Below are 23,514 nucleotides of genomic sequence, written 5' to 3'. Positions count from 1 at the left end.
GCAAGGCCCCGCGTACGGGTGAGGAAAGCACTCCGCCGGACCACGGAAAACATGCTGCTGACAAGGGAGTTGTCACGACATCCGCACCCATCCGCTGATCACCGCCCCCTCGCCAACCCGCCGTCCCCGAAGGACACTCGTAGGCAACGGAGTTGACGCCGACAGGGGGACGGGACATGCGGGACGGCCATCGGACCGAGGCCGAGCGGCTGCTGGCGCGCGCCGTGGACGAGGAGGTACGGCGCTCCGGCGGCCGGACCGACGGGCAGCTGCTGCTGTCGCGGGCGCGCGGCTCGCTGGACACCATGGCGCGGCAGGCCGCCGAGGAGTACGAGACCTACGTCCGCGCGCTCGACGAGGCCGACGCCGGAAGGCTCACCTTCGGCCAGCGCTACGCGCGCGAGGGTGCCGGAACGGCGCTGCTGGTGGCCGCCGTCGCCGCGGTGGCCGCCGCCGTCGCCGACCTGTCCCTGGGCACCGGCGCCGGCACGGCCGTCGGCGCGGGGATCACGGTGGGCGTGGTGGGTGCCGCCGCGACGGTGGTGAAGGTGGCCGGCTCCCATCTGCCGGCCGCCCACCACCGGGCGGGCGAGGCCGGTCAGCCCGGAGGCCCGGAGCAGCTCCGGCTGCAGTGGCTGACCGCGCTGGAGGTGCGCGGCATCCGTCCGTTCCTCGACCAGCAGCGGGTGCTCACCGCCTCCACCGGACCGAAGAAGAAGACCGGCCCGGCGCTGCGCGGCGCCGACAAGAGCGCGGCGGCCCGCCGGCGCACGGTACTGGAGCAGTCCTTCGGACAACTCCCGGAGCCGGACGGGCCGTTCGCGGGCCGCCGGCCGGAGCTGGCCCGGATCAGGCAGTGGGCGCAGGCGGCCCGGGCGGCCACCGAGACCCGGCCGACGGTGGTCGTGCTGCACGGCGAGCCCGGCTCGGGCCGCACGACGCTCGCCGTCCGCGCGGCGCACGACCTCAAGGACCACTTCCGCGGGGCGGTCGTCGTGGACCTGCGCGGCGGCAGCCGCGACGAGCCGCCACTGCCCGTCCGGGACGCGCTGCTGCATCTGCTGAACCGGCTCGGCGCGCCCCGTGAGCAGTTGCTGTTCCGCGAGCGCTCCTCCCCCGACCAGCAGGTCAAGCGGCTGTCCGAGCTGTACCACCGGCATCTGACCGGCCTTCCGGTGACGATCGTGCTGGACGACGCCTCGGACCCGGAGCAGGTGCGCGCCCTGGTGCCCGAGCACTCCGACAGCCTGGTGCTGGTCACCACCCGCACCCCGCTCGAACTGCCCGCGGAACTCGGCGCCTGGGTCCATCATCTGCCGGTGCGGGAGCTGGACGCGGCGGGCGCCGAGGAACTGCTGGCGGCGACGGCACAGGACGCCTCGGGGCCGTACGACGCGGAATCCGCGGACCTCGTGCGCCAGTTGTGCGGGGGGCTGCCGCTGGCGCTGCGCGTCGCCGGCTCCGCCCTCGGCCCGCGGTCGCCGCGGCAGCTCGCCTCCGATCTCGGCGCGTACGGCCCGGTGGAGCCGGTGGAGCGGGCGCTGTGGCTGCGCTACACCGACCAGCCGGACACCACGCGCCGGCTGCTGCGCAGGCTGGCGCTGGCCGGCCGGGCCTCGCTCGGCGCGGCGGCGGCCGCCGCCCTGCTGGCCACCGACGAGCCGGAGGCCACCCGGCATCTGGCGGCCCTCGCGGACGCCGGCCTGATCGACCATGTGCGCGGCAGCCGCTACCGGCTGCACGACCTGGTGCGGGCCTTCGCCCAGGCGCGGCTGCTGGACGAGGAGGACCCGGGCGAGCGGACGGCCGCGCAGGAGCGGCTGGTCGTGAACTACGCGGAGCTGGCCGACTCGGTGCTGCGCCTGGTCGACGGCAACATGTCGACGCGCTCGAACCAGTTCGGCGGGCACGGCTTCACCTCGCTGGACGAGGCGCTGCGCTGGCTGGACGACGAGTCCAGCTTCATCACGGCCGCGCTGCGCCACGCCGAGGGTGTGGACCAGGCCGCCGTGCAGAACCTGCTCGGCGCCCTGTGCGACTACTGCCTGCTCCGCGGCGACCTCTACCGCCTCGGTGAGATCAGCGAGCTGGCGCAGGCCGTGGACGAGGGCCTGCTGATGCGCTCCGTGCAGTGGCGCACCGGTATCGCGGCCCGGCAGCTCGGCGAGCTGGACAAGGCGCGCACCACGCTGGCCTCCGTGGTCGACCTGTACCGGGAGGCCCATCACGACGCGGGCGCGGCCCGCGCGCTGTGCTCCCTCGGGATCACCCTGCACCACCAGGGCAACCTCACCGAGGCAGCGGCCCGGCTGCAGGAGGCCCTGGACCTCCAGGCGGCCGAGGAGCTGGCGACCGACCGGGCGTGGACGATGCACGCGCTGGCGGCGGTGCAGCGCGACCGGGCCCGGCTGCCGGAGGCCCTGGACCTGCTCACCCGCTCACTGGTCCTGCACCGGCAGGGCGGCTCCCTGCACGGGGAGGCCTGGGCGCACTTCCAGCTCGGCCAGCTCGCGCTGCGCATGGGCGACGTGCCGAGGGCGGAGACGGAGCTGCGGGCCGCCCTGGAGCGCTACGGCCAGACGCACGACGCGCGCGGCGAGGCCTGGGCGCTGACCCAGCTCGCCCGGGCGCGGCTGGTCGACGGGGACGCCGTTCCCGCGGTGGAGGAGCTGCGCCGGGCGGCGGCGCGGCACCGGGAGAACGAGGACGCGCGCGGCGAGGCGTGGACGCTGTTCCATCTCGGGCAGGCGCTGGAGGAGACGGGGGAGCTGGATCTGGCGGTGCGGGAGCTCGAGCGGTCCCGGCAGATGTTCTCGCGGATGCGGGACGTCTACGGCCTGGCCTGCGCCCGGCACCACTCGGCGCGGGTCACCCGGGACCAGCGGGCCGCGCAGACCGGCTCGCTGCGCAACTCGGGCTTCGCCCGGCAGCTGCTCGTCGACGCCCGCGCCGACTTCCAGCGCATCGGCGTCGCCCACGGCGAGGCCTGGACCTGTCTGGAGCTGGCGGTGGTGGACGCGGGCAACGCCCGGATCCAGCAGGCGCTGGCGCTGTGCGACGAGGCGCTGACCCTGTTCACGTCCTACGGCGACCGCCGCGGTGAGGACTGGGCGCGGTTCCTGCGCTGCACCCTGCTGCCGTACGCGGCGCCGGGCGGGGTGGAGGTGGGCACGGCGGTGGCCCAGGAGGAGCTGGCCCAGCTCGCCCGTGCCTCGCATCCGCTGCGGGACGAGAAGCTGGACGAATGGGTGCCGGCCTACGCCCTGCTGCTGGAGCGGGGCGTGAGCCTGGAGGCGGGCTGGCAGGCGTGGCGTCTGCGCATGACCCCGGACCGCCACGCCCGGGAGGTGATGGGAGTGGCGGTACCGGCGCGGAACTGACCCTCCGGGGTCAGCCCCGCGGCGCCTTGGATTCGGTCTTCTCCTCGGCCCCGGCTTCGGGGGCCTCCTTGAAGTCGACCTTCTGCATCTGCTTGCTCATCGACTTCATCAGGCCCCACACGGCCACGGCCATCACCGCGAACACGATGAAGCCGAGGACGCCGGGGGTGACCTTGTTCTCGTCGACCTCCTTGGCGAGGGGAACGAGATGCGTCAGTGCCAGGCTTGCGCTCATGTCAGGCATTGTCCCGGATGCCCGCGAAGAGGTCGTCCTCGGGGAGGGAGGTGTCGACGAGAGACTTCGCCAGCTCGTACTCCTCCGTCGGCCAGACCTCCTTCTGCAGGTCCATCGGCACCCGGAACCAGCCGCCGTCGGGGTCGATCTGGGTGGCGTGGGCGATCAGCGCCTTGTCGCGGACCTCGAAGAAGTCCGCGCACGGAACGTGCGTGGTCAGCGTGCGCTCGACGCGCTCGAACTCCTTCCAGCGCTTGAGCCAGTCCCCGTACGGCGACTCCAGCCCGCGGTCGAGCATCGCGTGGTGCAGGGCCTCGGTGCGGGGGCGGTTGAAGCCCTGGTTGTAGTAGAGCTTTTGCGGCTGGTGGACGGGGCCGTACTCGGCCTCGGGATACTTCTCGGCGTCCGCCGCGCCCTCGAACGCCACCATCGAGATCTTGTGGGTCATGATGTGGTCGGGGTGCGGGTAGCCGCCGTTCTCGTCGTAGGTGGTGATCACCTGCGGACGGAAGGAGCGGATCTGCTTCACCAGCTCGCCGGCCGCCTTGTCGACGTCCTCCAGTGCGAAGCAGCCCTCGGGCAGCGGCGGCAGCGGGTCGCCCTCGGGCAGGCCCGAGTCGACGAAGCCCAGCCACTCCTGCCGGACGCCGAGGATCTCCCGGGCCTCGTCCATCTCCTTCTTGCGCACCTCGTGGATGTGTTCCTCGATGTAGGTGTCACCCTGCAGCTTGGGGTTGAGGATGGACCCACGCTCGCCGCCGGTGCAGGTCACCACCAGCACGTCCACCCCCTCGGCCACGTACTTCGCCATGGTGGCCGCGCCCTTGCTCGACTCGTCGTCGGGGTGCGCGTGAACGGCCATCAGTCGCAGCTGGTCAGTCAAGACTCAATCCTCGGTCAGTCGGCGCCCCGTGTCTTCGGCGCAATCGCAGGCTTCTATAGTGACGGAATCGGGGGGCGATTAATTCCGCGGAGAGGACGATCATGGGTACGGCGAGCACGCGGCTGCCCGAGGGCCGCTACGGCCGCGCCTCGGACGAGCGTGCCGACCGCAGGCTCAAGGTCGCCGGATCGCTGCTGGGTGTGGTCCTGCTCGCTCTGATCGGCTACTTCGCCTACCACTACGTCGCGCAGAACGAGATCAGCGCCCAGGTGATCACCTTCAAGGCCTCCGACGACGAGGTCCGGGTGCATCTGGAGGTGCACAAGGACTCCGGTGCCTCCGGCTACTGCACCCTGCGCTCCCAGTCGGCCGAGGGCGCCGAGGTGGGACGGGCGGACTTCCGCTTCAGCGGCGCCGCCACGCGCATCGACAAGGCCGTCACACTGCGTACGACGGCCAGGGGTACGACGGCCGAGCTGCTCGGCTGCCACGCCGACTGACCAGGTGCAGGCCGTGACCTGCGCCGATGTGATTCTGATGGCTTATGTCCTCCCCCTTCCGCCATTGAATTGTTAGGCTCGTGGTTTCGCCCATCCAAGAGGGAACATTCTTCTGGGTAGGGCGATGCTTTGTATTTCCCAGTACCGACGAGGAGCACCCTGTGACCCAGACCAGCGAGAACGTCACCTGGCTGACCCAGGAGGCGTACAACAAGCTCAAGGACGAGCTTGAGTACCTTACTGGTCCTGCGCGCACGGAGATCGCCGCCAAGATCGCCGCCGCGCGTGAGGAGGGCGACCTGCGCGAGAACGGCGGGTACCACGCGGCGAAGGAGGAGCAGGGCAAGCAGGAGCTCCGTGTGCGCCAGCTGACCCAGCTCCTCGAGAACGCCCAGGTCGGCGAGGCTCCGGCCTCCGCGGACGGTGCCGTCGCGCCGGGCATGGTCGTCACGATCGCCTTCGACGGTGACGAGGACGACACGATGACGTTTCTGCTCGCCTCCCGCGAGTACGCGAGCGCGGATGTCGAGACGTACTCGCCGCAGTCGCCGCTCGGCTCCGGCGTCATCGGCCACAAGGTCGGCGAGGACGCGGAGTACGAGCTGCCGAACGGCAAGAAGGCCTCGGTGCGGATCCTGAAGGCCGTGCCGTACTCGGGCTGATCCCACCGGACCGGATCGATGCAGCGCCCCCGGCGTCCCAGGACACCGGGGGCGTCTTCATGCCCTCATCCGGTGGCCGCCGTCACGCGGTGGCCGAGCGGTACTTGCGGACCGCCAGCGTGCGGAAGGCCACGGTGATCAGGACCGACCAGATCAGCGAGACCCACACGGAGTGCTGCATGGGCCAGGCGTCCGGGGTCCGGTAGCCCGGGGGGAAGTTGCCGAACAGCTCACGGCACGCCTGCACGGTGGCGCTGAACGGGTTCCACTCCGCGATGTGCCGGAGGAACGGCGGCATCTTGTTCGCGTCCACGAACGCGTTCGAGATGAACGTCAGCGGAAACAGCCAGATCAGACCGCCCGAGGTCGCCGCCTCGGGGGTGCGCACGGAGAGGCCGATGAGCGCGCCGATCCAGGAGAACGCGTACCCGAGCAGCAGGAGCAGCCCGAATCCGGCGAGCACCTTGCCGAGGTTCTCGTGCGTGCGCCAGCCGACCAGCACCGCCACCACGGCGAGGACGAGCAGGGTGAGCGCCGTCTGGACCAGGTCCGCCAGGGTCCGCCCGGTCAGCACCGCGCCGCGGGCCATGGGCAGGGAGCGGAAGCGGTCGATGAGGCCCTTGTGCATGTCGTCGGCGATGCCCGCGCCGGCGCCGGCCGTGGCGAACGTGACGGTCTGCGCGAAGATGCCCGCCATCAGGAACTCGCGGTAGGCCTGCGTGGAGCTGGACCCACCGACCTGGATCGAGCCGCCGAACACATAGGTGAACAGCACCACGAACATGATCGGCTGGATCAGTCCGAAGATGACCATCTCGGGGATCCGGCACATGCGGATCAGATTGCGCTTGGCGACGATCAGCGAGTCACGGACGGACCGGCCGACGGCGTTGCCGGGGGCCGCGAGGGGCGCGGCTTCGGTCACGGCACTCATTTCACGGTCTCCTTGCCCTTGGCGCCCTTGCTGTCCTTGCTGCTCTTGCCGGCCTTGCTGCCCTTGCCACCCTTGCCGGGCCGGCCGTTCCCGGCGGTTTCCTCGGCCTCGGCCACGTGCCCGGTGAGGGAGAGGAAGACGTCGTCGAGGGTGGGGCGGCGCAGTCCGATGTCGTCCATCTCGATCCCGCGGCCGTCCAGCTCCCGGATGACCTCGGCGAGCAGCTTGGCGCCGCCGGTGACGGGCACCGTGAGCTTGCGGGTGTGCTCCTCGACCGTAGTGTCGCCCTTGCCGAAGCCGCGCAGCACCTCGGCGGCGGTGGCGATGTGCTCGCGCTCGTGCACCACGACCTCGACGCGCTCGCCGCCGGTGCGGGCCTTGAGCTGGTCGGAGGTGCCCTTGGCGATGACCCGGCCGTGGTCGACGACCGCTATGTCGTGGGCCAGGTGGTCGGCCTCCTCCAGGTACTGCGTGGTCAGCAGCAGGGTCGTACCGCCGGAGACGAGCTGCTTGATGACCTCCCAGAGCTGCTGCCGGTTGCGCGGGTCGAGGCCGGTGGTCGGCTCGTCCATGAACATCACGGGCGGTGAGACCACGAGGGCGGCGGCGAGGTCGAGCCGGCGGCGCATGCCTCCGGAGTAGGTCTTGGCGGGGCGGTCGGCGGCGTCCGTGAGATGGAACTGCTCCAGCAGCTCGACCGCGCGCTGCCGGGCCGTCCTGGCCCTCATCTGGTAGAGCTGACCGACCATCTGCAGGTTCTCCCGGCCGGTCAGGTACTCGTCGACCGCCGCGAACTGCCCGGACAGGCCGATGGAGCGGCGTACGGCGTCGGGGTCCTTGAGGACGTCCACGCCCGCCACGACGGCCCGTCCGCTGTCGGGCCGCAGCAGTGTCGTCAGACAGCGGACCGCAGTCGTCTTGCCGGCGCCGTTAGGCCCGAGCAGGCCGAGGACGGTGCCCTCGGGGACATCGAGGTCTACGCCGTCCAGTGCCCTTACGTCGCCGAAGGTCTTGACCAGGCCTTCGGCATAGATGGCGCCTGGCATGTGGGTCTCCACGTCGTCGGGGATGCTTCGGAAAGGCTAGGTTCGTGTGCTCGCCGCCGCCTTCGGTTTTCCATCAGCGGTTTTCACCCCGTGGTTTTTCACTTTGGGGGGTCTCCGCATGGAGGCACCGGCGTATCGCGTGCGGCACGACACACCATAACGCGATGTATCGCGTTCGCCAATGGATTTCCCCGGACGAGTGACACCGCCCGTGACACCGCCCTCTCGCGCTCCGGCGCGGCTTCTCAGTCGATGACCGTGTAACCCGCGTGACGCAGGGCCTGGCCGACCTCGACGCAGTGCGCCGGGCCCTTCGTCTCGAGGTGCAGTTCCACCTCGGCCTCCGTGAGCCCGAGCCGGGGATCGGTCCGCACATGGCTCACGTCGAGGACGTTGGCGTCGACCACGGACAGCACCCCGAGGAGCGTCGCGAGGGCGCCCGGGCGGTCCGTGAGCCGCAGCCGGACCGCCAGATAGCGGCCCTGGGCGGCCATGCCGTGCCGCAGCACCCGCTGGAGCAGCACCGGGTCGACGTTGCCGCCGGACAGTACTGCGACGACCGGGCCGGGGAAGGCGCCGGGCTCGGACAGCAGGGCCGCGACCGGGCTGGCCCCGGCCGGCTCGACGACCAGCTTGGCGCGCTCCAGGCACAGCAGCAGCGCGGCCGACAACTGGTCCTCGCTGACCGTGCGGACCTCGTCCACCAGGTCACCGATGATCTCGAACGGCAGCAGACCGGGCCGGCCCACCTTGATGCCGTCGGCCATCGTCGCCGGGTTCTGCACCGACACCGGACGGCCGGCGGCGAGCGAGGGCGGATAGGCCGCCGCGCCCTCCGCCTGCACACCGATGATCCGGACCTCCGGCCGCAGCGCCTTCACCGCGACCGCGATGCCCGCGGCGAGCCCGCCGCCGCCGATGCCGACGACGATCGTGCGCACCTCCGGGCACTGCTCGAGGATCTCCAGGCCGACCGTGCCCTGGCCGGCGATGACATCGGGGTGGTCGAAGGGGTGGATGAACACCGCGCCCGTCGTGGCCGCGTACTCCTGGGCGGCGGCCAGGGTCTCGTCGACCACCTGACCGTGCAGCCTCACCTCCGCGCCGTACTCCCGGGTCGCGCTGATCTTCGGCAGCGGTGCGCCCTTCGGCATGAACACGGTGGAGTGCACACCGAGCAGCGAGGAGGCCAGGGCCACGCCCTGCGCGTGGTTGCCGGCGCTCGCCGCCACCACTCCGGCGGCCCGCTCCTCCGGCAGCAGCCCGGCGATCCGGACGTAGGCGCCGCGCAGCTTGAACGAGCCCGTGCGCTGGAGGTTCTCGCACTTGAGGTGCACCGGCGCGCCGGCCAGCTGGGAAAGGTGCCGGCTGCCCTCCATCGCGGTCGTCCGTGCCACGCCCGAGAGCATCTTCTGGGCCCCGCGCACGTCATCGAGGGTGACGGAGCGCAAGGAGCCGGCCGTGCGGTAGCTCATGCTCCAAGTCTCGCAGTTCACGGTCGCGCGCGACGGGTGTGACCAAGCTCCGAGACCGGGTTTGCGCAGCGCCGGTACGGCCCGCGCCCGAGCCGCGTACCCTGTCCCCCAACCCAGCAGCCCTCATGAAGCGAGCCTCCGGCCATGCCCACAACACCTGAAATGTCGATGGACATGACGACCGTCGGTGACACCGGTCTTCTCGACGCCCTCCAGCACGAGGTGGCGGTGTTCGCCCGGCGTGCCGAACAGACCCGGCTCGGCGGCGTCGGGCAGGTGCGCAACACCATGGACCGTGCCGCCTACCTGCTGCTCAACCGTCTCGACAGCGAGGGCCCGATGGGCGTCAAGGCGCTTGCCGCGAGCATGGGGATCGACTCCTCCACGGTCACCCGGCAGGTGGCCCCGCTGGTCGACACGGGCCTCGTCAAGCGCACCTCGCACCCGGAGGACGGACGGGCCGTGGTGCTCCAGCTGTCCCCGCGCGGGGCCGCCCGTCTCGAGGAAGTACGTTCGTCGAGGCGTCAGTTGATGGCCGAGCTGACACACGACTGGGCGCCGGAGGAGCGCGAGCAGTTCTGCGCGCTCCTCACGCGCTTCAATACCGCGCTCTCCTCCCGGATGGCGGTTCAGCCGGTGCCGGCCGCCGAGCGGACGCCCGCTTCCTGACGCCCTCTTCCTGACGCGCGCCCCGGACGGGTGCGGTCCCGAGTCTTGACCCCGGTCCGTCACTGGCCTCATATGAGACCGGGTCCTGCGTGGTGCGCGGTCCGCCCGTCCCGTACCGGACAGGACCCCCTCAGGGGGGAGGCGCGGTGCGTGATCGGCGGGCATCCCGCGATGCCCGCCGGGCCCGGGAGTTCGAGTCGTTCGTCGCGGGCGCGGCGGGGCGGCTGCTGCATGCCGCCACCCTGCTCACCGGCGAGGCCCCGGACGACGGCCCGCGCGCGCGGAGGCTCCTGGCACCAGCGCTGGCCCGCACCTACGCCCGCTGGGACCGGCTGCGCGGCGAGGACCCCTACGACTGCGCCCGCCAGTACCTGGCCACCCGGTTCGCGCACGAGGCCTGGCGGCACTACGGAGCCGTGGGCCGGCCCCGTCCGCATCCGCGCAGCCCGCTCGCCGAGCTGGCGCCGCAGGAGCGGCTGATCCTGGTGCTGCGGATGTTCGAGGGGGTCGCCGAGGAGCAGACGGCGGCACTGCTGGGCCTGCCCGTCGAACGGGTGCACACCATCTGCGACCGCGCCACGGCCACCGTGCTGCATCCGTCGCGCGGGACGGCACGACGCGCGGTGGGCGCCAGGACGGCGGCGCCATGAGGCGGCCACCGGGCGGGAGGCACCGGTGAACCGCGCCCAGCGGGAGGCCGCCGTGCGCCGGATCCTGGAGCAGGCCGCGGTGCCGGTGCCGCCCGATCTGCACGCCGAGGCCGTCCGCCGCGGCAGCCGTCTGCTGCGGCGCCGACTGCTCGCGCACCGCCTGCTGTGGCTGCTGCTGTGCGCGGCGGCCGTGGCGTTCACCGTGTGGGCGGTGCGGGTGCAGCCCTGGGTGGAGCCGCCGTCCCAGACGACTCCACCGCTCACCGGCTGGTGACGGGACGGCGGCCCAGCACTAGCCGAGCGCCTGCTGCAGGTCCTCGAGCAGGTCGTCGACGTTCTCGATGCCGACGGACAGGCGCACCAGGTCGGCCGGGACCTCCAGGGCGGAGCCGGCCGCGGAGGCGTGGGTCATCCGGCCGGGGTGCTCGATGAGCGACTCGACGCCGCCGAGCGACTCACCGAGGGTGAAGACCTTGGCGCGGTTGCACACCTCGACGGCGGCCTCTTCGCCGCCCTGGACCCGGAAGGACACCATGCCGCCGAACGCCTTCATCTGCTTGGCGGCCACCTCGTGCCCGGGGTGCTCGGGCAGGCCCGGGTAGAGCACGCTGCTCACGCGCGCGTGCCGGGTGAGCATGTCGGCGATCTTCGTGGCGTTCTCGCTGTGCCGGTCCATGCGCACCGCGAGGGTCTTGGTGCCGCGCAGCACCAGCCAGGAGTCGAAGGGGCCGGCGACGGCGCCCATCGCGTTCTGGTGGTAGGCCAGCTCCTCGCCCAGCGCCTGGTCGGAGGCGATCAGGGCGCCGCCGACCACGTCCGAGTGGCCGCCCATGTACTTGGTCAGCGAGTGCACCACCACGTCGGCCCCGAGCGACAGCGGCTGCTGGAGGTAGGGCGTGGCGAAGGTGTTGTCGACGACGAGCCGCGCGCCCGCGTCGTGGGCGACCTGGGCCACGGCGGCGATGTCGGTGATGCCGAGCAGCGGGTTGGAGGGGGTCTCCACCCAGACCACCTTGGTCTTCGGCGTCATCGCGGCCCGTACGGCGGCCGGGTCGCTGGTGTCGGCGACCGACCACTCCACGCCCCAGCGGGTGACGACCTTGGCGAAGAGACGGAAGGTGCCGCCGTAGGCGTCGTTGGGGATCACCACGTGGTCGCCGGGGCTGAGCAGCGTGCGCAGCAGGGTGTCCTCGGCCGCCAGGCCGGACGCGAACGCGAGACCGCGCCGGCCGCCCTCCAGCGCGGCGAGGTTCTCCTCGAGGGCCGTCCTGGTCGGGTTGGCGCTGCGGCTGTACTCGTAGCCGCCGCGCAGACCGCCCACGCCGTCCTGCTTGTAGGTCGAGACCTGGTAGATCGGCGGGACGACCGCGCCGGTGAGGGGATCCGCGGTGTTGCCCGCGTGGATCGCGAGGGTCTCGAAGTGCTGACTGATGTGCCTGTCGCTCATGTGCACCGAGCGTAGTGCGCTCGGCCGGATGGTGGCGTCCGACGGGCTCGGGGAGCCGGAGGTCCCGGGGCGCCGGCGGCGCCGGGCGGGGGTTTTCCACAGGTCCGGCGGGCGGGGTTGGCCAATTGCCGGCGGTGTCTGGTTCGCTTGAGGCATGGCGACTCTCTGGCTGCTCATGGCGCTGGTCCTGCTGTGCTTCGTGCTGCTCCCGGTCCTGCGGCGCAGGCGCGGGGCGGCCGGGCGGGCTCCGGCGGGCCTGCCGGACGGCGCGCGTGCGGCGGCCTACGGCCTCGTGCCCGAGGAGGAGCTGGACGTGCGGATGCCGGGCCCGGACAAGGATCTGCTGGACGTGCTGGACGTGGTGCGGCGCACCGGGGACTACCGGGCCGCCGCCCAGTTGCTGGCCGGCACCGAGGCGGAGGGCGAGACGCGCTGGCAGCGTGTGCAGGCCTTCGCCGGCGCGGCGGCACTGGAGCTGGCCGAGCGGCCGGGCGGGGTGCACGAGACGCCCGGCGGGCAGTGGCTGCGGGTGTGGCGGGCGGAGCGGCCCAAGGACGCCGGTGGCGCGGCCGTGCACGCCGAGTTCCTGGTGCAGCAGGCTTGGCGGACGTCCTCGCCGGGCACGGAGGACTTCCGGATCATCATGGAGGAGGCCCGGCAGGCGTGCGGCGAGGCGGCACTGCTCGCGCCCGGCGACCCGGTGCCGTACATCGTCGAGCTGTCCGTCGCCCGGGGTCTGGGCTGTCCGCGGCCGGAGTTCGAGAAGCTGTGGCTGACCGTCCTGGAGCGCGCCCCGCACCACATGGGCGCGCACCTGGCCGCGCTGCGGTACTGGTGCGAGAAGTGGCACGGTTCGCGCGAGGAGGCGTACGCCTTCGCCGAGAGCGCCGCGGCCCGCGCCCCGGAGGGCTCGCTGCTGGCCGCGCTGCCGCTCTTCGCGGTCTTCGAGCACCTCCCCGAGGTGAACCTGGTCCGCAGCTTCTACCAGAGCGAGGTGGTCACCCGGGCGATGCAGGGCGCGCTGCACGCGGTGCACACCGCCCGCCCGGACGACCCGGTGCTCGCGCACGTCCGCCATCTGCTGCTGTTCTTCCTGGTCCGGGCCGAGCGCTGGCCGGAGGCCATGGACCAGCTCGCGCACGTCGACGGGCATGTGGGCGCGCTGCCCTGGACCCTGTCCGCCGACCCGGCCGCCGCCTTCGCCGCCCATCGCGCGCTGGCGGTGGCCGGTTACGAGGCGGCCGGCGGCAGCCCGGCCGGCCTGCCCGGCTGACGGGACCCGCAGGGGTCCGCCCAGGTCACGGCCGGGATTGCCCCGCTGATCTTCGGTAGGGCATACTCCGCTTGCTTCGGCTTTGCTCACGCTTTGCCCGGAGCCGCTCCGGGCGTACCCCGGAAGTCGTCGCGAGTCCGCTCGAAGTCTGCTCCGAGTCCCCCACACTCACCGGCAGCACCGCCCGGCGGTGCGCGTCGGCCTGTTCATTTTCTCCGGGTCCTGTGGGGGGATCTGCCCGATGGGCGCAACTCTGCGCGCGCTGCGTGCTCTCGTTCTGCTGTGCGGTTTCCATCTGCTGAGCCTGCTGCTGCTCGCGGCACTGGCCGGTGTCGACGTGGCCGTGGTCACCTGGGTGCACGGCGCCGCCGGCATCAAGATCGTCGCGGTCTCGGTCCTGCTCGCCATTCCCATCGTGCGCGGCATGTTCATGCTGCGCACACCCAAGGGCGAGGGGCCGCCCGGCATCGAGGTCACCGAGGCGGACGAGCCCCGGCTGTGGGCACTGGTGCGGGAACTCGCCGCGGCGACCGGCACCCGCGCCCCCGACCGGATCGTGCTGACGGCCGACGTCAACGCGGCCGTCAGCGAGGACGCGCGCCTGCTCGGCCTGCGGCCCGGCCCGCGCCGGCTCTATCTGGGCGTCCCGCTGCTGACCGGCCTGACGGAAGCGCAACTGCGCGGTGTGCTCGCCCACGAGTACGGCCACTACACGGGCGGTGACACCCGGCTGTCCGCGCTCGTGGTGCGCGGCCGGGTGCAGATCGCCCGGGTGATCGAGCACTTCCACGAGAAGGCGGCCGGCAAGGTGGCCGCCGAGCGCGGCCGCCAGGAGAAGGCCGCCGCCAAGCGGGTCGCGAAGGGCAGGAAGGCCAAGGAGGTCGACACCGCCGGGGCCGGGGTGATGTACCGGATGATGGCGTCGGTCTACACGCTGTACGGCAACCTCTATCTGCGCGCCTCCCTGTCCACGGCCCGGGCCCAGGAGTACGCGGCCGACCGGGCCGCCGCCCGGATCGCCGGGCGCGACGCGATCGCCTCGGCCCTGCGCGAGATCCCGGCCCTGTCCGCCTCGCACGACTTCTACCTCGACTCGTACGCCACCCTGGGCCTGCCGGTGCGGCTGCTGCCGCCGCGCGGCGAGTTCTTCGGGGGCTTCGCCCGGCTGCTCGCGGCCCGCGAGGAGGAGCTGGCGGCGCTGCGCACCGAGCTGCCCACGGCACCGGTCTCGCCGTACGACTCCCATCCGCCGATCGCCGAACGGGTGCGCCGGCTGGAGGCGCTGCCCGCCGACGGGCGCGCGGCGGAGGCCGGGGGCCCGGCGCTCGCCCTGCTCACCGACGCGGAGAAGACGCTGACCGCGCTGGAGGACGCCGTCCTGTCGGAAGAGATCCTCGACCACCCGCGCGCAACCGCGTGGCATGAGCTGCTGGACGCCGCCATGACCCAGGGCATGTCCACCGCGCACACCCCGCTGCACCGGGCGCTGGCCGAGTACACCGGGCAGCCGGCCACACTGGCCGCGCTGCTGGACGTCGTCGACGACGGCAAGCTGTGGCGGCTGGCCGAGCGGCTGCCGCTGTCCGACGAGGCGGCCGCGGCGAAGGGCCGGGCCTTCCGCGAGTTCGTACGGCCGCGGCTGCGCTCGTCGCTGCGGACGATGGTGCTGGCCGAGTTCAGCGCCCGTTCACTGGTGAGCTGGGAGTTCTCCTGGTCGCACGCGGCTGTCGCGCGGCTGACCGGCCCGGGCCCGCACAGCACCCCGCACAGCACCCCGGACGGTGGCGCCGAGGCCGCGCTCGACGCGGCCGTGAACGCGGCGCTCGCCGACCACCCCGACACCGCCCCGCTGCGGGCCCTGCTGTTCCCGGCGGCGACGCCGCCCGTGTGAGCCGCGGGCACGCCGTCCGCCCCCGCACGACCACGCCACAACGGCCCGACGCCGGCTCCCCCGACCCCGGCTGTCCCGCCGCCCCGACGCCGTCCCCCGACGAACGGACCGCAACTCCCATGACCGTCCTGCTCTGGATCCTCGGCATCCTGGCCGCCCCCGCGGTGCTCTTCGCGCTCTGGCTGGCCTGGGTCTTCCTGAAGGAGTTCTTCTCCCCCAGCCCCGACGACGACGCCGACGCCGACGCCGCGGAGGCGGCCGCAGCCGCGAAGGCCGCGGAGAAGCTCGGGCTGCTGCCCGTCGAGCGGCAGAACACCGAGCACGCCGCCCCACTGCCCGCGGACTGGGCGGCGGCGCTCACCGCCGTCCGGGCCGGCGACTGGCGGCCCGCCGCCGAGCTGCTGAGCGGCATCGGCCGGGACTGGGAGCGCCGGTCGGCGGCCGGTTACCTGCTCGCCGAGCGAGCGGCCGAGGAGGACGAGTGGCTGCTGGCCTGGGAGGCGGCGCGCCCCGACGACCCCGACGCGGCCGTGGTCCGGGCGCGCAGCACGGTCATCCTCGCCTGGAAGCTGCGCGGCGCCAAGACGGGCGAGCACACCACCCGGGAGCAGGCCGAGGGCTTCCTCCGGACGCTGCGCGGCGCCCGCGAGGAGATCGCGCGGGCGGCCGCGCTGAACCCCGACGACCCGACGCCGTACATCGCGGAGATCTGGGTGGCGCTGGGACTCGGCTACCCGAACGCCGAGATGGAGAAGCTCTGGGCGCAGATCACCACCCGGGCGCCGCACCACTACGAGGCGCACTTCTCGGCGCTGCAGTACTGGTGCGCCAAGTGGCGCGGCTCCGAGCGGCTGGCGTTCGACTTCGCCGAGCGGGCCGCGGCCGAGGCGCCGACGGGCAGCCTGCTGACGGCGCTCCCGCTCATCGCGCACTTCGAGCACGACGACTCGGACGACACCGCGGCCGACAACACCCCGCGGATGCTGGCCCGGGTGGAGGCGGCCCTCGCGGACGTGGCGGCCGCCGATCCGGCCCACCCGCGCCTGCCGGAGCTGCGCCACCTGCTGGCGTTCTACCTCCATCTCCAGGACCGCGACGAGGCGGCGCTGGAGCAGTTCAAGCTGGTCGACGGCCATGTCAACGCGCTGCCCTGGCGCTACCGGGGCGACGGCATGGCACGCCACTTCTGCCAGGTGCGCGACACGGTGGCCCACAGGGTGACGGCCGCGGACTGATCCTCGCGGCGGTTTTTCGGGCGACGGCACCGGCCCCGACCCCGTACATTCGCCCCTCGCGAAGGACGAGAGGACGGGTGAGGACGTGTGGACGGGAGGGGCCGGATGGGCGGTCGTACGTTTCTGATCGGTGGCGGATGGGACCGCGCGGAGGTGTACGCGCCGTTTCTGCGGGCGGCCGCCGAGCGCGCCGCCGGTGTGCCGCGGATCGGCTGTGTCGTGATGGACGAGGGCGACGGGCGGGAACAGTTCGAGCGGTTCGCGCGGGCGCTGGACAGGAGCGGCGCCGGGTGCACACCCGTGCCGGCGCTCGTACCGCTCGGTGGGCGGTTCGAGCCGGAGGAGGCGCTTGACGGCGCCGACGGCCTGCTGGTGTGCGGTGGGCTGACGCCCGCCTATCAGGAGGCGTTCGCCGGCTGCGCCGACCGGCTGCCGCGGCTGCTCGCCGAGCGCGGAGTGCCGTACGCGGGCTTCTCCGCGGGTGCCGCCCTCGCCGCCCGGCGGGCGGTGGTCGGCGGATGGCTGGTGGACGGGGTTCCCGTCTGCCCCGAGGACACGGCGGAGGACCTGGAGGAGGTCGCGGTGCGGCCGGGCCTGGGGCTGGTGCCGTTCGCGGTGGACGTGCACGCCGCGCAGTGGGGGACGCTGGCGCGGCTGGTCGCGGTGGTGGGGCGCGGGGACGCGCCCTGCGGCGTCGCCGTCGACGAGAACACCGTGGTGGAGGTGGCCGGTCCGGCCGCCCGGGTCGCGGGGCTCGGGCGGGCGCATGTCGTACGGCCCGGCGCGGACGGCGCGGTGGCCGTGCGGTCGTACGCCGACGGGGAGAGCTTCGGCGTCGGCTGAGGCGGGGGGCCGGACGGGTCCCTGTGGGCCGTCCCGACCCCGGCCGGCGCGTTCGGCTCGCCGGCCGGGGTCGGGTTCGGCAGCCGGACCGGTCGCAGGGCCCGTCAGATGGTGGCCGCGTCGATGACGAAGCGGTAGCGGACGTCGCTGGCGACCACCCGCTCGTAGGCCTCGTTGATCTCGGCCGCGCCGATCAGCTCGATCTCCGAGCCCAGGCCGTGCTCCGCGCAGAAGTCCAGCATCTCCTGGGTCTCGGGGATGCCTCCGATGTTGGAGGTGGTCAGGTTGCGCAGGTTGCCGAAGAGCGAGGTGAGGGTCACGTGGACCGGCTCCTCGGGCAGGCCGACGTTCACCATCGAGCCGCCGGTGCGCAGCAGCGAGAGGTAGGCGCCGAAGTCCATCGGGGCCGAGACGGTGTTGAGGATGATGTCGAAGGTGCCCTTCAGGTTCTCGAAGGTCGCCGGGTCGCCGGTGGCGTAGTAGTGGTCGGCGCCCAGCCGCAGGCCGTCGTCCTTCTTGCGCAGGGTCTGGGACAGCACGGTGACCTCGGCGCCCATCGCGTGCGCGATCTTGACGCCCATGTGGCCGAGGCCGCCGAGTCCGACGACGGCGACCCGCTTGCCGGGGCCCGCGTTCCAGCGCTTGAGCGGCGAGTACGTGGTGATGCCGGCGCACAGCAGCGGGGCGGCCACGTCGAGGGACAGGCCTTCGGGGATGCGGACGACGTAGTTCTCGTCGACGACGATCTTCTCGGAGTAGCCACCGTAGGTGGGCTCGCCGTCCCTGCCGACGGAGTTGTACGTCCAGGTGGGGCCTCGGTCGCAGTACTGCTGCAGCCCGGCCTTGCAGTTGTCGCACTCGCGGCAGGAGTCGACCATGCAGCCGACGCCCACCCGGTCGCCCACGGCGAACTTCGTGACGCCGGGACCGACCTCGGACACGACGCCCGCGATCTCGTGGCCGGGGACCATCGGGAAGATCGCCTCGCCCCAGCCCTCACGGGCCTGGTGGATGTCGGAGTGGCAGATGCCGGCGAACTTGATGTCGATCAGGACGTCGGACTCGCCGACCGGACGCCGCTCGATGGTGGTGCGCTCCAGCGGAGCCTTCGCGGCGGGCGCGGCATAGGCGGCAACAGTGGTCATGGGGGGATCTCCTAGTTGACTCTCGGTGCCCGGTCGTCTTCCGGCCAGGTACGTCTTCCAGCCTGCCCCATGTCCCGCGCGTCACCCAGGTCCCGCTTTTTCGTACGACCACCGTGCCTACCACTGGCGGGGTCAGGCTCGCCGGCGTACGACCTCGCGGCACCACGGATACTTGCCGTATGGATGTACAGCCGGAAGCGGCCGCGGGACCACCCCTGGACCGGTGGGCCGAGCTGAGCGAGTTCCTGCGCAGCCGGCGGGCCCGGCTGAAGCCGGAGGACGTGGGCCTGCCCGAATTCGGCCGGCGCCGCAGGGTGCCGGGGCTGCGCCGCGAGGAGCTGGCCCAGCTCGCCGGGGTGTCGGTGGCGTACTACACGCGGCTTGAGCAGGGCAACGGCCGGAACGTCTCGGCGGAGGTGCTGGACTCCATCGCCCGGGCCCTGCGCCTGACGGACGCCGAGCACGCCCACCTGACCCACCTGGCCAAGCCGACGGCGCACAAGAAGAAGCCGGCGGCACGGCAGCAGCAGGTGCGGGCGGCGCTGCGCCAGCTGCTGGACTCGATGGAGGGCGTACCGGCGTACGTGGTCGGCCGGCGCACGGAGGTGCTCGCCTGGAACCGGATGGCGGCCGCGGTGTTCGGCGACTGGTCGGAACTCGCGCCCGCCGAGCGCAACTGGGCGCGGATGGTGTTCCTGCGCCCGGACTACCGGGACCTGTTCATCGACTGGGAGCAGAAGGCGATCGACATCGTCTGCGCCCTGCGCATGGACGCGGGCTGCTATCCGGACGACCCCCGGCTGTCCGCCCTGGTCGGCGAACTGTCGGTGAAGAGCGCGGAGTTCCGCCGTCTGTGGGCGACGCACGACGTCAAGGAGAAGAGCTACGGCGTCAAGCGCCTGCGGCATCCGCTGGTGGGTGACCTGTCGCTCGGCTTCGAGACCTTCCGGCTGGCGGACGACGGCGACCAGGCGCTGCTCACCTACCACGCCGAGCCGGACTCCCCGTCGGCGCAGTCCCTGCGGCTGCTGGCGAGCTGGGGCACGGACGCGGCGCGCGCGGTGTCCTCGGCCTGATGCGGCATGACCGGGCTCGATCCGCCCTGATCCGGACGGGCCGGCTCAGTCCTCGACGCCCAGGTCGGCCCGCATGAGCCGGCGCATCGCGGTGAGCAGGGGCTCGGCCTCCTTCAGGTCGCGCAGGGCCCCTTCGGCGCTCTCGCCCTCACGGGCCAGTCCCCGGTCGAGCCGTTTGACCACGGCGTCGATGCGGGCCAGGACCTCGTTGACGGCCCGGGAGGCGTCCAGGATCCGTTCGGGCACCACCATCTGCGCCTCGGCGTACCGGTCGCGGTAGTCCCGCCGGGCGTCCTCGAGCTGCTCCCGGTCCTGCTCGGCGTAGACGCCGTCGCGCACCCGGTGCAGGGCGTCCTTCAGCAGGGTGTGGAACTGGCGCGAGGCCCGGTTCATGGCGGTGTAGGCGCCGCGCCGCTCCTCCAGCAGCCGCCGCCGCTCGGCCTGTCCGGCCTCCTGGAGGCGCTGCCGGTCCAAGTGGCGCTGCGCGAGTACGGGCGCGAGGAGCGTGCCGAGGACACCGACGACGGCTGTGATCATGGCGGTCAGGGCGGCGGTCACGAGGGGACCCTACGTCGGCCGGGCGCGCCGGCACACGGCGAGGGGCGTACCGGAAAGCCGCTTCCGGCACGCCCCCCGTTCAGAACACTCGGGACCGCTGTCCGCCGCTCACTTGCCGTAGTAGGCGTCGTAGACGGTGATCAGCGACGTGTTGCCCTTCTTGTCGGTGATTCTGGCGCGGAACGAGACGGACTTGTTCCTCGCCGGGTTCTTCACGGTCACCTTGCCGCCGCGGACCTCGGTCCTCTTGAAGGTCTTCCCGTCGTAGGAGACGTACACCTTCAGGGACTTCAGGCCGCGGCCCGCGGCCGCGCCCTCGACGGTGACCGGGAAGGTGAGCTTCTTCCCGGCCTCGACACGGCTGTCCAGGCCGGTCCTCGCACCGAAATGGAGTGTCGACACCGGGAGCTTGGCGACGATGCCTGCCCGCTTCTTCGAGCGGAAGGTCCAGCTCGCGTCGATCCGCGAGGAGGCCCTGGCGATCGTGGCCGGGCGCCGGACCGAGGTGGTCAGCCTGTAGGCGGCGTCACCGGCCGGGACCTTGAAGGTCTCGCCACCGAACAGCGGGTCGTTGTTGGAGCCGACCTCGACGCCGTCCCGGTACAGGGTCGTGTGCGCCGAGGAGAACACCGAGTACCCGGCGTTGCCGGAGCCGTCGGCGAACAGCGGCAGCGCGCCGTAGATCTCGTCGCCGTCCCGGAAGACACCGGAATCGGCGTCGACGCGCGGGGCGAAGACGGCGGTGTTGACGGTCCTGGTGTACGTCCTGCCCGCCCCGAACGACTGCGGGCCCGTCGAGTAGGCGGCGTCGGTGACCGGGAAGCCGTCCTGGTCGACCCCGCCGTCCTGCTCGAACATCAGCATCCACTCCACGCCGCCCTTGGCGGACAGGTGCAGGGTGTGGGTACCGGGCAGCTTCTGCGGGAGGACGGTGTAGGTGCCGCTGGTGCTGCCGGGCAGCAACCCCATCGCGCCCACCGAGCCCGTCTTGCCGCTCGCGGCGGCACCCATCCTGACCTTGACCGTGGCCAGGTCGCTCGCCTTGTAGTGCTTGGTGTAGCCGGTGGCGAACTGCCCGACCGGGCCGCCCGAGGTGACGGCGTACTCCTGCGTCGCGCCCTTCGACCAGTGGCCGTCCCACTGCTGGAACAGGGTGCCGGAGGCCGGCCGCGGGCCCAGGGCGGCGGTGTGGAAGTTCTTGTACGAGTCGAGCAGCCAGCCGTAGCCGTACTGGCTGTCCCCGACGGTGACGTCGAACTCCGGCGCGGCCAGCTCGGACCGGGCACGGGACTCCGGCACGGTGATGTCCACGGGCCTGGCCTTGCGCGCGTCGACGGTGATCGTCCGCTTGCCGGTGACGGTCAGTTTCGGCTGGGCGATCCAGTCGATGCCCTTGGCCGCGTTCTCGGGGTCGGCGTAGACGGAGCTGTTGAGGATGTACGTGCCCTTGGGCGCGCGCACCTTCACCGTGCCGGACTTGTCGTACGGGTTCAGGGACCGGCCGTTCGCCAGGCCCGCCACACCGGTCAGGCCGGCGTCGTAGTACGGGGCCGGCCTGCCGTCGCGGCCGATGACCTTGAGGGTCAGTTCGTACGACTCCACCTCGCGCTGCACCACGGCGGCCGTACGGACGCTCTGCCCGCCGCCGGTCGCGGTCACGTACGCGGAGTAGGCGCCGTCGGTGGTGCCGCCCAGCCTGGTGTCGGCGGTGAGGCCGACCGAGGCCGTGCCGTGCGCCGGGACGGTCACGGTGGTCGCGGCGAGCTTGAAGAAGCCCGCCGGGGCGGCGTGGCCCTTGGGGTCGGTGGCGGTGCTGGTCAGGCCGAGCGTGACGGCCTCGTCGCCGAGGTTGCGGTACGTCAGCCGCTTGGTGACCGGACGGTCGTCGGTGTGCGGCCAGGCCTGGGTGCCGAAGCCGACCGAGACGGGCTCGGCGACGACGGACTGCTTGATCGCCCGGTCGACCGCGATCCGGCCCGAACCCTGCTGGAAGGGGGTGTACTTGCCGCCCTTGGCGGAGCCGGTGAGCGTGCCCTTCAGCTCGGCGTAACCCCAGTCCGGGTGCTCCTGCTTCAGGAGTGCGGCGGCGCCGGCGACGTGCGGGGTGGCCATCGAGGTGCCGGAGATGGTCAGGTAGCCCTCGGGCTTCTCGCCGACCTCCTTGTCGATGACGCTGCCCTTGGCCGCCGCGGCGGTGATGTCGACGCCGGGCGCGGTGACGTCCGGCTTGATGGCGCCGTCCCCGGTCCGCGGGCCGGTGGAGGAGAAGTCCGCCAGCCTGTCCTTGCCGTCGACGGCGCCGACGGTGAGCGCGGCGTCCGCGCTGCCCGGTGAACCGATCGACTGGGGGCCCTCGTTGCCCGCGGCGATCGCGAACAGGATGCCCTTTTCGGCCGAGAGCTTGTCGACCTCCGCCTCGAGCGGGTCCACCTCGGGTGTGTCGTAGCCGCCCAGGCTGAGGTTGACGACGGAGGCGCCCTGCACGGCCGCCCACTCCATGCCGGCGATGATGCCGGAGTCGTCCCCGTAGCCGGAGTCGTCCAGGACCTTGCCGTTGAGGATCCTGGCGTCCGGCGCGACGCCCTTGTACTTGCCGCCCGACCTGGCGCCGGTGCCGGCGACGATGGACGCGACGTGCGTGCCGTGACCGTAGTGGTCGGTGGCGTCGGCGGCGGTGGTGAAGTTGCGGGCGTCGATCACCCGGTCCTTGAGGTCCGGGTGGGTGGCGTCCACCCCGGTGTCCAGGACGGCGACCTTCACGCCCTTGCCGGTGTAACCGGCGGCCCACGCGGCCGGGGCACCGATCTGCGGCACGGACTTGTCCAGGGCGGCCCTGCGGACGCCGTCCAGCCAGACGTGCGCGACGCCGGAGGCGGCCCGGTCGCCGTCGGTGACCGCGGCCCACAGTTCGCTGGTCCGCCGGGCCGGGGCCTGCACGGCGTCCGCGTTCAGCGCCTTGAGGCTGCGGCGCAGGTGACCCGCGTCGCGGACGCCGGTCCTGGCGGCGGTGGCGGTGCCGCGGTAGCCGACGATGACCTTCAGGCCGTTCTTCTGGGCCTTGCGGGTGGCCGCGCGGTTCAGCTCGGTGATGTCGAACAGCCGCTGGTCCAGCGTGCCGGAGGCGACCAGGCGGGCCGCGTCGGCGGGGACGACCAGGGTGTGTCCGCCGGCCCGGCGGACCTGGAACGGTATGTGCTCGCGCCCCTCGGCCCGTTGCAGGCCGACGACCCGGCCCTTGGCGTCGAGGGACAGACGGTCACCGGTGATCAGGGTGACGTGGTGCCGGACGGTGGACGAGGAGGCGGCGGCCGGGGTCTGGCGGCCGGGCTTCGCCGACGCGGGGCTGGTCACACCCGCTGCGAGGGCGACGGCTGCGGCGGTGGCCACAGTGGCCGCAGCTGCTCTCTTCACTTGTCTGCGCAAGATCTCCCCCTGGAGATGAGGTACCGGGCGAATTCCCCGTTCACCCGGCCGGGGGAAGATTCGTACACCTGAACGTCAACTCCCCCGGGTCCCGCAGTATGGCGGGGGCCGATCGGACGTCTCAAGAGCGGGGAGAAGGGCGGGAAAGCCCCGCCCGGAACTGTTACCCGCCGGGCGGGACACCGTTAC

General features: G+C 72.6%; 20 protein-coding genes. 11 read left to right on the top strand and 9 right to left on the bottom strand.

Annotation, left to right across the window (positions count from 1 at the left end; genetic code table 11):
- The first annotated feature begins 176 nt into the window (after positions 1-176).
- Positions 177-3,380: a tetratricopeptide repeat protein gene (locus tag ABZ478_RS04785; RefSeq protein ID WP_359545371.1), complete on the top strand. Its 3,204-nt coding sequence runs from the start codon at positions 177-179 to the stop codon at positions 3,378-3,380.
- A 10-nt stretch (positions 3,381-3,390) separates the two neighbouring features.
- Here the strand turns inward: ABZ478_RS04785 and ABZ478_RS04780 are convergent, their stop codons facing one another.
- Together ABZ478_RS04780 and mca are read right to left on the bottom strand one after the other, a co-directional pair.
- The gene (locus ABZ478_RS04780) at positions 3,391-3,624 is read right to left on the bottom strand and encodes a hypothetical protein (RefSeq protein ID WP_359545369.1); all 234 of its coding nucleotides are present in this window, start codon (positions 3,622-3,624) and stop codon (positions 3,391-3,393) included.
- Positions 3,617-4,477 carry a mycothiol conjugate amidase Mca gene (gene mca, locus ABZ478_RS04775; protein WP_359545882.1) on the bottom strand — a complete coding sequence of 287 codons (861 nt, stop codon included), beginning with the start codon at positions 4,475-4,477 and terminating at the stop codon, positions 3,617-3,619. Before mca ends, ABZ478_RS04780 begins: the two co-directional genes overlap by 8 nt.
- Positions 4,478-4,599: 122 nt before the next feature.
- Between mca and ABZ478_RS04770 the strand changes: the two genes are divergently transcribed.
- The gene (locus tag ABZ478_RS04770) at positions 4,600-4,998 is read left to right on the top strand and encodes a DUF4307 domain-containing protein (RefSeq protein ID WP_359545368.1); all 399 of its coding nucleotides are present in this window, start codon (positions 4,600-4,602) and stop codon (positions 4,996-4,998) included.
- 161 nt (positions 4,999-5,159) lie between these two features.
- Positions 5,160-5,660: a transcription elongation factor GreA gene (gene greA / locus ABZ478_RS04765; RefSeq protein WP_359545366.1), complete on the top strand. Its 501-nt coding sequence runs from the start codon at positions 5,160-5,162 to the stop codon at positions 5,658-5,660.
- An 82-nt stretch (positions 5,661-5,742) separates the two neighbouring features.
- On the opposite strand, the gene ABZ478_RS04760 is transcribed toward greA, so the two are convergent.
- The 3 genes from ABZ478_RS04760 to ilvA all read right to left on the bottom strand — a co-directional run bounded on the left by ABZ478_RS04760 (position 5,743) and on the right by ilvA (position 9,115).
- On the bottom strand, positions 5,743-6,594 hold the full coding sequence (locus ABZ478_RS04760) for an ABC transporter permease (RefSeq protein ID WP_359545365.1): 852 nt from the start codon (positions 6,592-6,594) through the stop codon (positions 5,743-5,745).
- On the bottom strand, positions 6,591-7,640 hold the full coding sequence (locus tag ABZ478_RS04755) for an ATP-binding cassette domain-containing protein (protein ID WP_359545363.1): 1,050 nt from the start codon (positions 7,638-7,640) through the stop codon (positions 6,591-6,593). Before ABZ478_RS04755 ends, ABZ478_RS04760 begins: the two co-directional genes overlap by 4 nt.
- Positions 7,641-7,885: 245 nt before the next feature.
- Positions 7,886-9,115, bottom strand: a complete 1,230-nt coding sequence (gene ilvA / locus ABZ478_RS04750; protein WP_359545361.1) for a threonine ammonia-lyase — start codon at positions 9,113-9,115, stop codon at positions 7,886-7,888.
- A 162-nt stretch (positions 9,116-9,277) separates the two neighbouring features.
- On the opposite strand from ilvA, the gene ABZ478_RS04745 reads away from it, so the two are divergent.
- The 3 genes from ABZ478_RS04745 to ABZ478_RS04735 all read left to right on the top strand — a co-directional run bounded on the left by ABZ478_RS04745 (position 9,278) and on the right by ABZ478_RS04735 (position 10,708).
- Positions 9,278-9,784 (top strand): MarR family transcriptional regulator, encoded by a 507-nt coding sequence (locus tag ABZ478_RS04745; protein WP_359545881.1) that lies wholly within the window; start codon positions 9,278-9,280, stop codon positions 9,782-9,784.
- 146 nt (positions 9,785-9,930) lie between these two features.
- On the top strand, positions 9,931-10,434 hold the full coding sequence (locus ABZ478_RS04740) for a sigma factor-like helix-turn-helix DNA-binding protein (RefSeq protein WP_359545359.1): 504 nt from the start codon (positions 9,931-9,933) through the stop codon (positions 10,432-10,434).
- A gap of 25 nt (positions 10,435-10,459) precedes the next feature.
- Positions 10,460-10,708 carry a hypothetical protein gene (locus tag ABZ478_RS04735; protein ID WP_358936381.1) on the top strand — a complete coding sequence of 83 codons (249 nt, stop codon included), beginning with the start codon at positions 10,460-10,462 and terminating at the stop codon, positions 10,706-10,708.
- Between the two features lie 18 nt (positions 10,709-10,726).
- On the opposite strand, the gene ABZ478_RS04730 is transcribed toward ABZ478_RS04735, so the two are convergent.
- On the bottom strand, positions 10,727-11,881 hold the full coding sequence (locus ABZ478_RS04730; protein ID WP_359545356.1) for a cystathionine gamma-synthase: 1,155 nt from the start codon (positions 11,879-11,881) through the stop codon (positions 10,727-10,729).
- A gap of 154 nt (positions 11,882-12,035) precedes the next feature.
- On the opposite strand from ABZ478_RS04730, the gene ABZ478_RS04725 reads away from it, so the two are divergent.
- From ABZ478_RS04725 to ABZ478_RS04710, 4 genes are all read left to right on the top strand, one after another.
- A complete protein-coding gene (locus ABZ478_RS04725; protein WP_359545355.1) occupies positions 12,036-13,154 on the top strand; it encodes a hypothetical protein in 1,119 nt (372 codons plus the stop codon).
- Between the two features lie 241 nt (positions 13,155-13,395).
- On the top strand, positions 13,396-15,045 hold the full coding sequence (locus ABZ478_RS04720; protein WP_359545353.1) for a M48 family metallopeptidase: 1,650 nt from the start codon (positions 13,396-13,398) through the stop codon (positions 15,043-15,045).
- A gap of 119 nt (positions 15,046-15,164) precedes the next feature.
- Positions 15,165-16,280: a hypothetical protein gene (locus ABZ478_RS04715; protein ID WP_359545351.1), complete on the top strand. Its 1,116-nt coding sequence runs from the start codon at positions 15,165-15,167 to the stop codon at positions 16,278-16,280.
- A gap of 105 nt (positions 16,281-16,385) precedes the next feature.
- Entirely contained in the window at positions 16,386-17,123 is a 738-nt protein-coding gene (locus tag ABZ478_RS04710) for a hypothetical protein (protein WP_359545349.1), read from the top strand.
- Between the two features lie 104 nt (positions 17,124-17,227).
- Here ABZ478_RS04710 and ABZ478_RS04705 read toward each other — a convergent pair whose 3' ends face one another.
- Positions 17,228-18,268: an NAD(P)-dependent alcohol dehydrogenase gene (locus tag ABZ478_RS04705; protein WP_359545347.1), complete on the bottom strand. Its 1,041-nt coding sequence runs from the start codon at positions 18,266-18,268 to the stop codon at positions 17,228-17,230.
- Between the two features lie 179 nt (positions 18,269-18,447).
- Between ABZ478_RS04705 and ABZ478_RS04700 the strand changes: the two genes are divergently transcribed.
- The gene (locus ABZ478_RS04700) at positions 18,448-19,344 is read left to right on the top strand and encodes a helix-turn-helix transcriptional regulator (protein WP_359545345.1); all 897 of its coding nucleotides are present in this window, start codon (positions 18,448-18,450) and stop codon (positions 19,342-19,344) included.
- 45 nt (positions 19,345-19,389) lie between these two features.
- On the opposite strand, the gene ABZ478_RS04695 is transcribed toward ABZ478_RS04700, so the two are convergent.
- Together ABZ478_RS04695 and ABZ478_RS04690 are read right to left on the bottom strand one after the other, a co-directional pair.
- Positions 19,390-19,902, bottom strand: a complete 513-nt coding sequence (locus tag ABZ478_RS04695) for a hypothetical protein (RefSeq protein ID WP_359545343.1) — start codon at positions 19,900-19,902, stop codon at positions 19,390-19,392.
- Between the two features lie 108 nt (positions 19,903-20,010).
- Positions 20,011-23,313, bottom strand: a complete 3,303-nt coding sequence (locus ABZ478_RS04690; protein WP_359545341.1) for a S8 family serine peptidase — start codon at positions 23,311-23,313, stop codon at positions 20,011-20,013.
- Positions 23,314-23,514: the final 201 nt, after the last annotated feature.

This window comes from Streptomyces sp. NPDC005706, from assembly GCF_040631045.1.
Lineage (GTDB): Bacteria > Actinomycetota > Actinomycetes > Streptomycetales > Streptomycetaceae > Streptomyces.
Note: the sequence above shows the minus strand (reverse complement) of the source record. Positions and strands in the feature narration are given on the sequence as shown.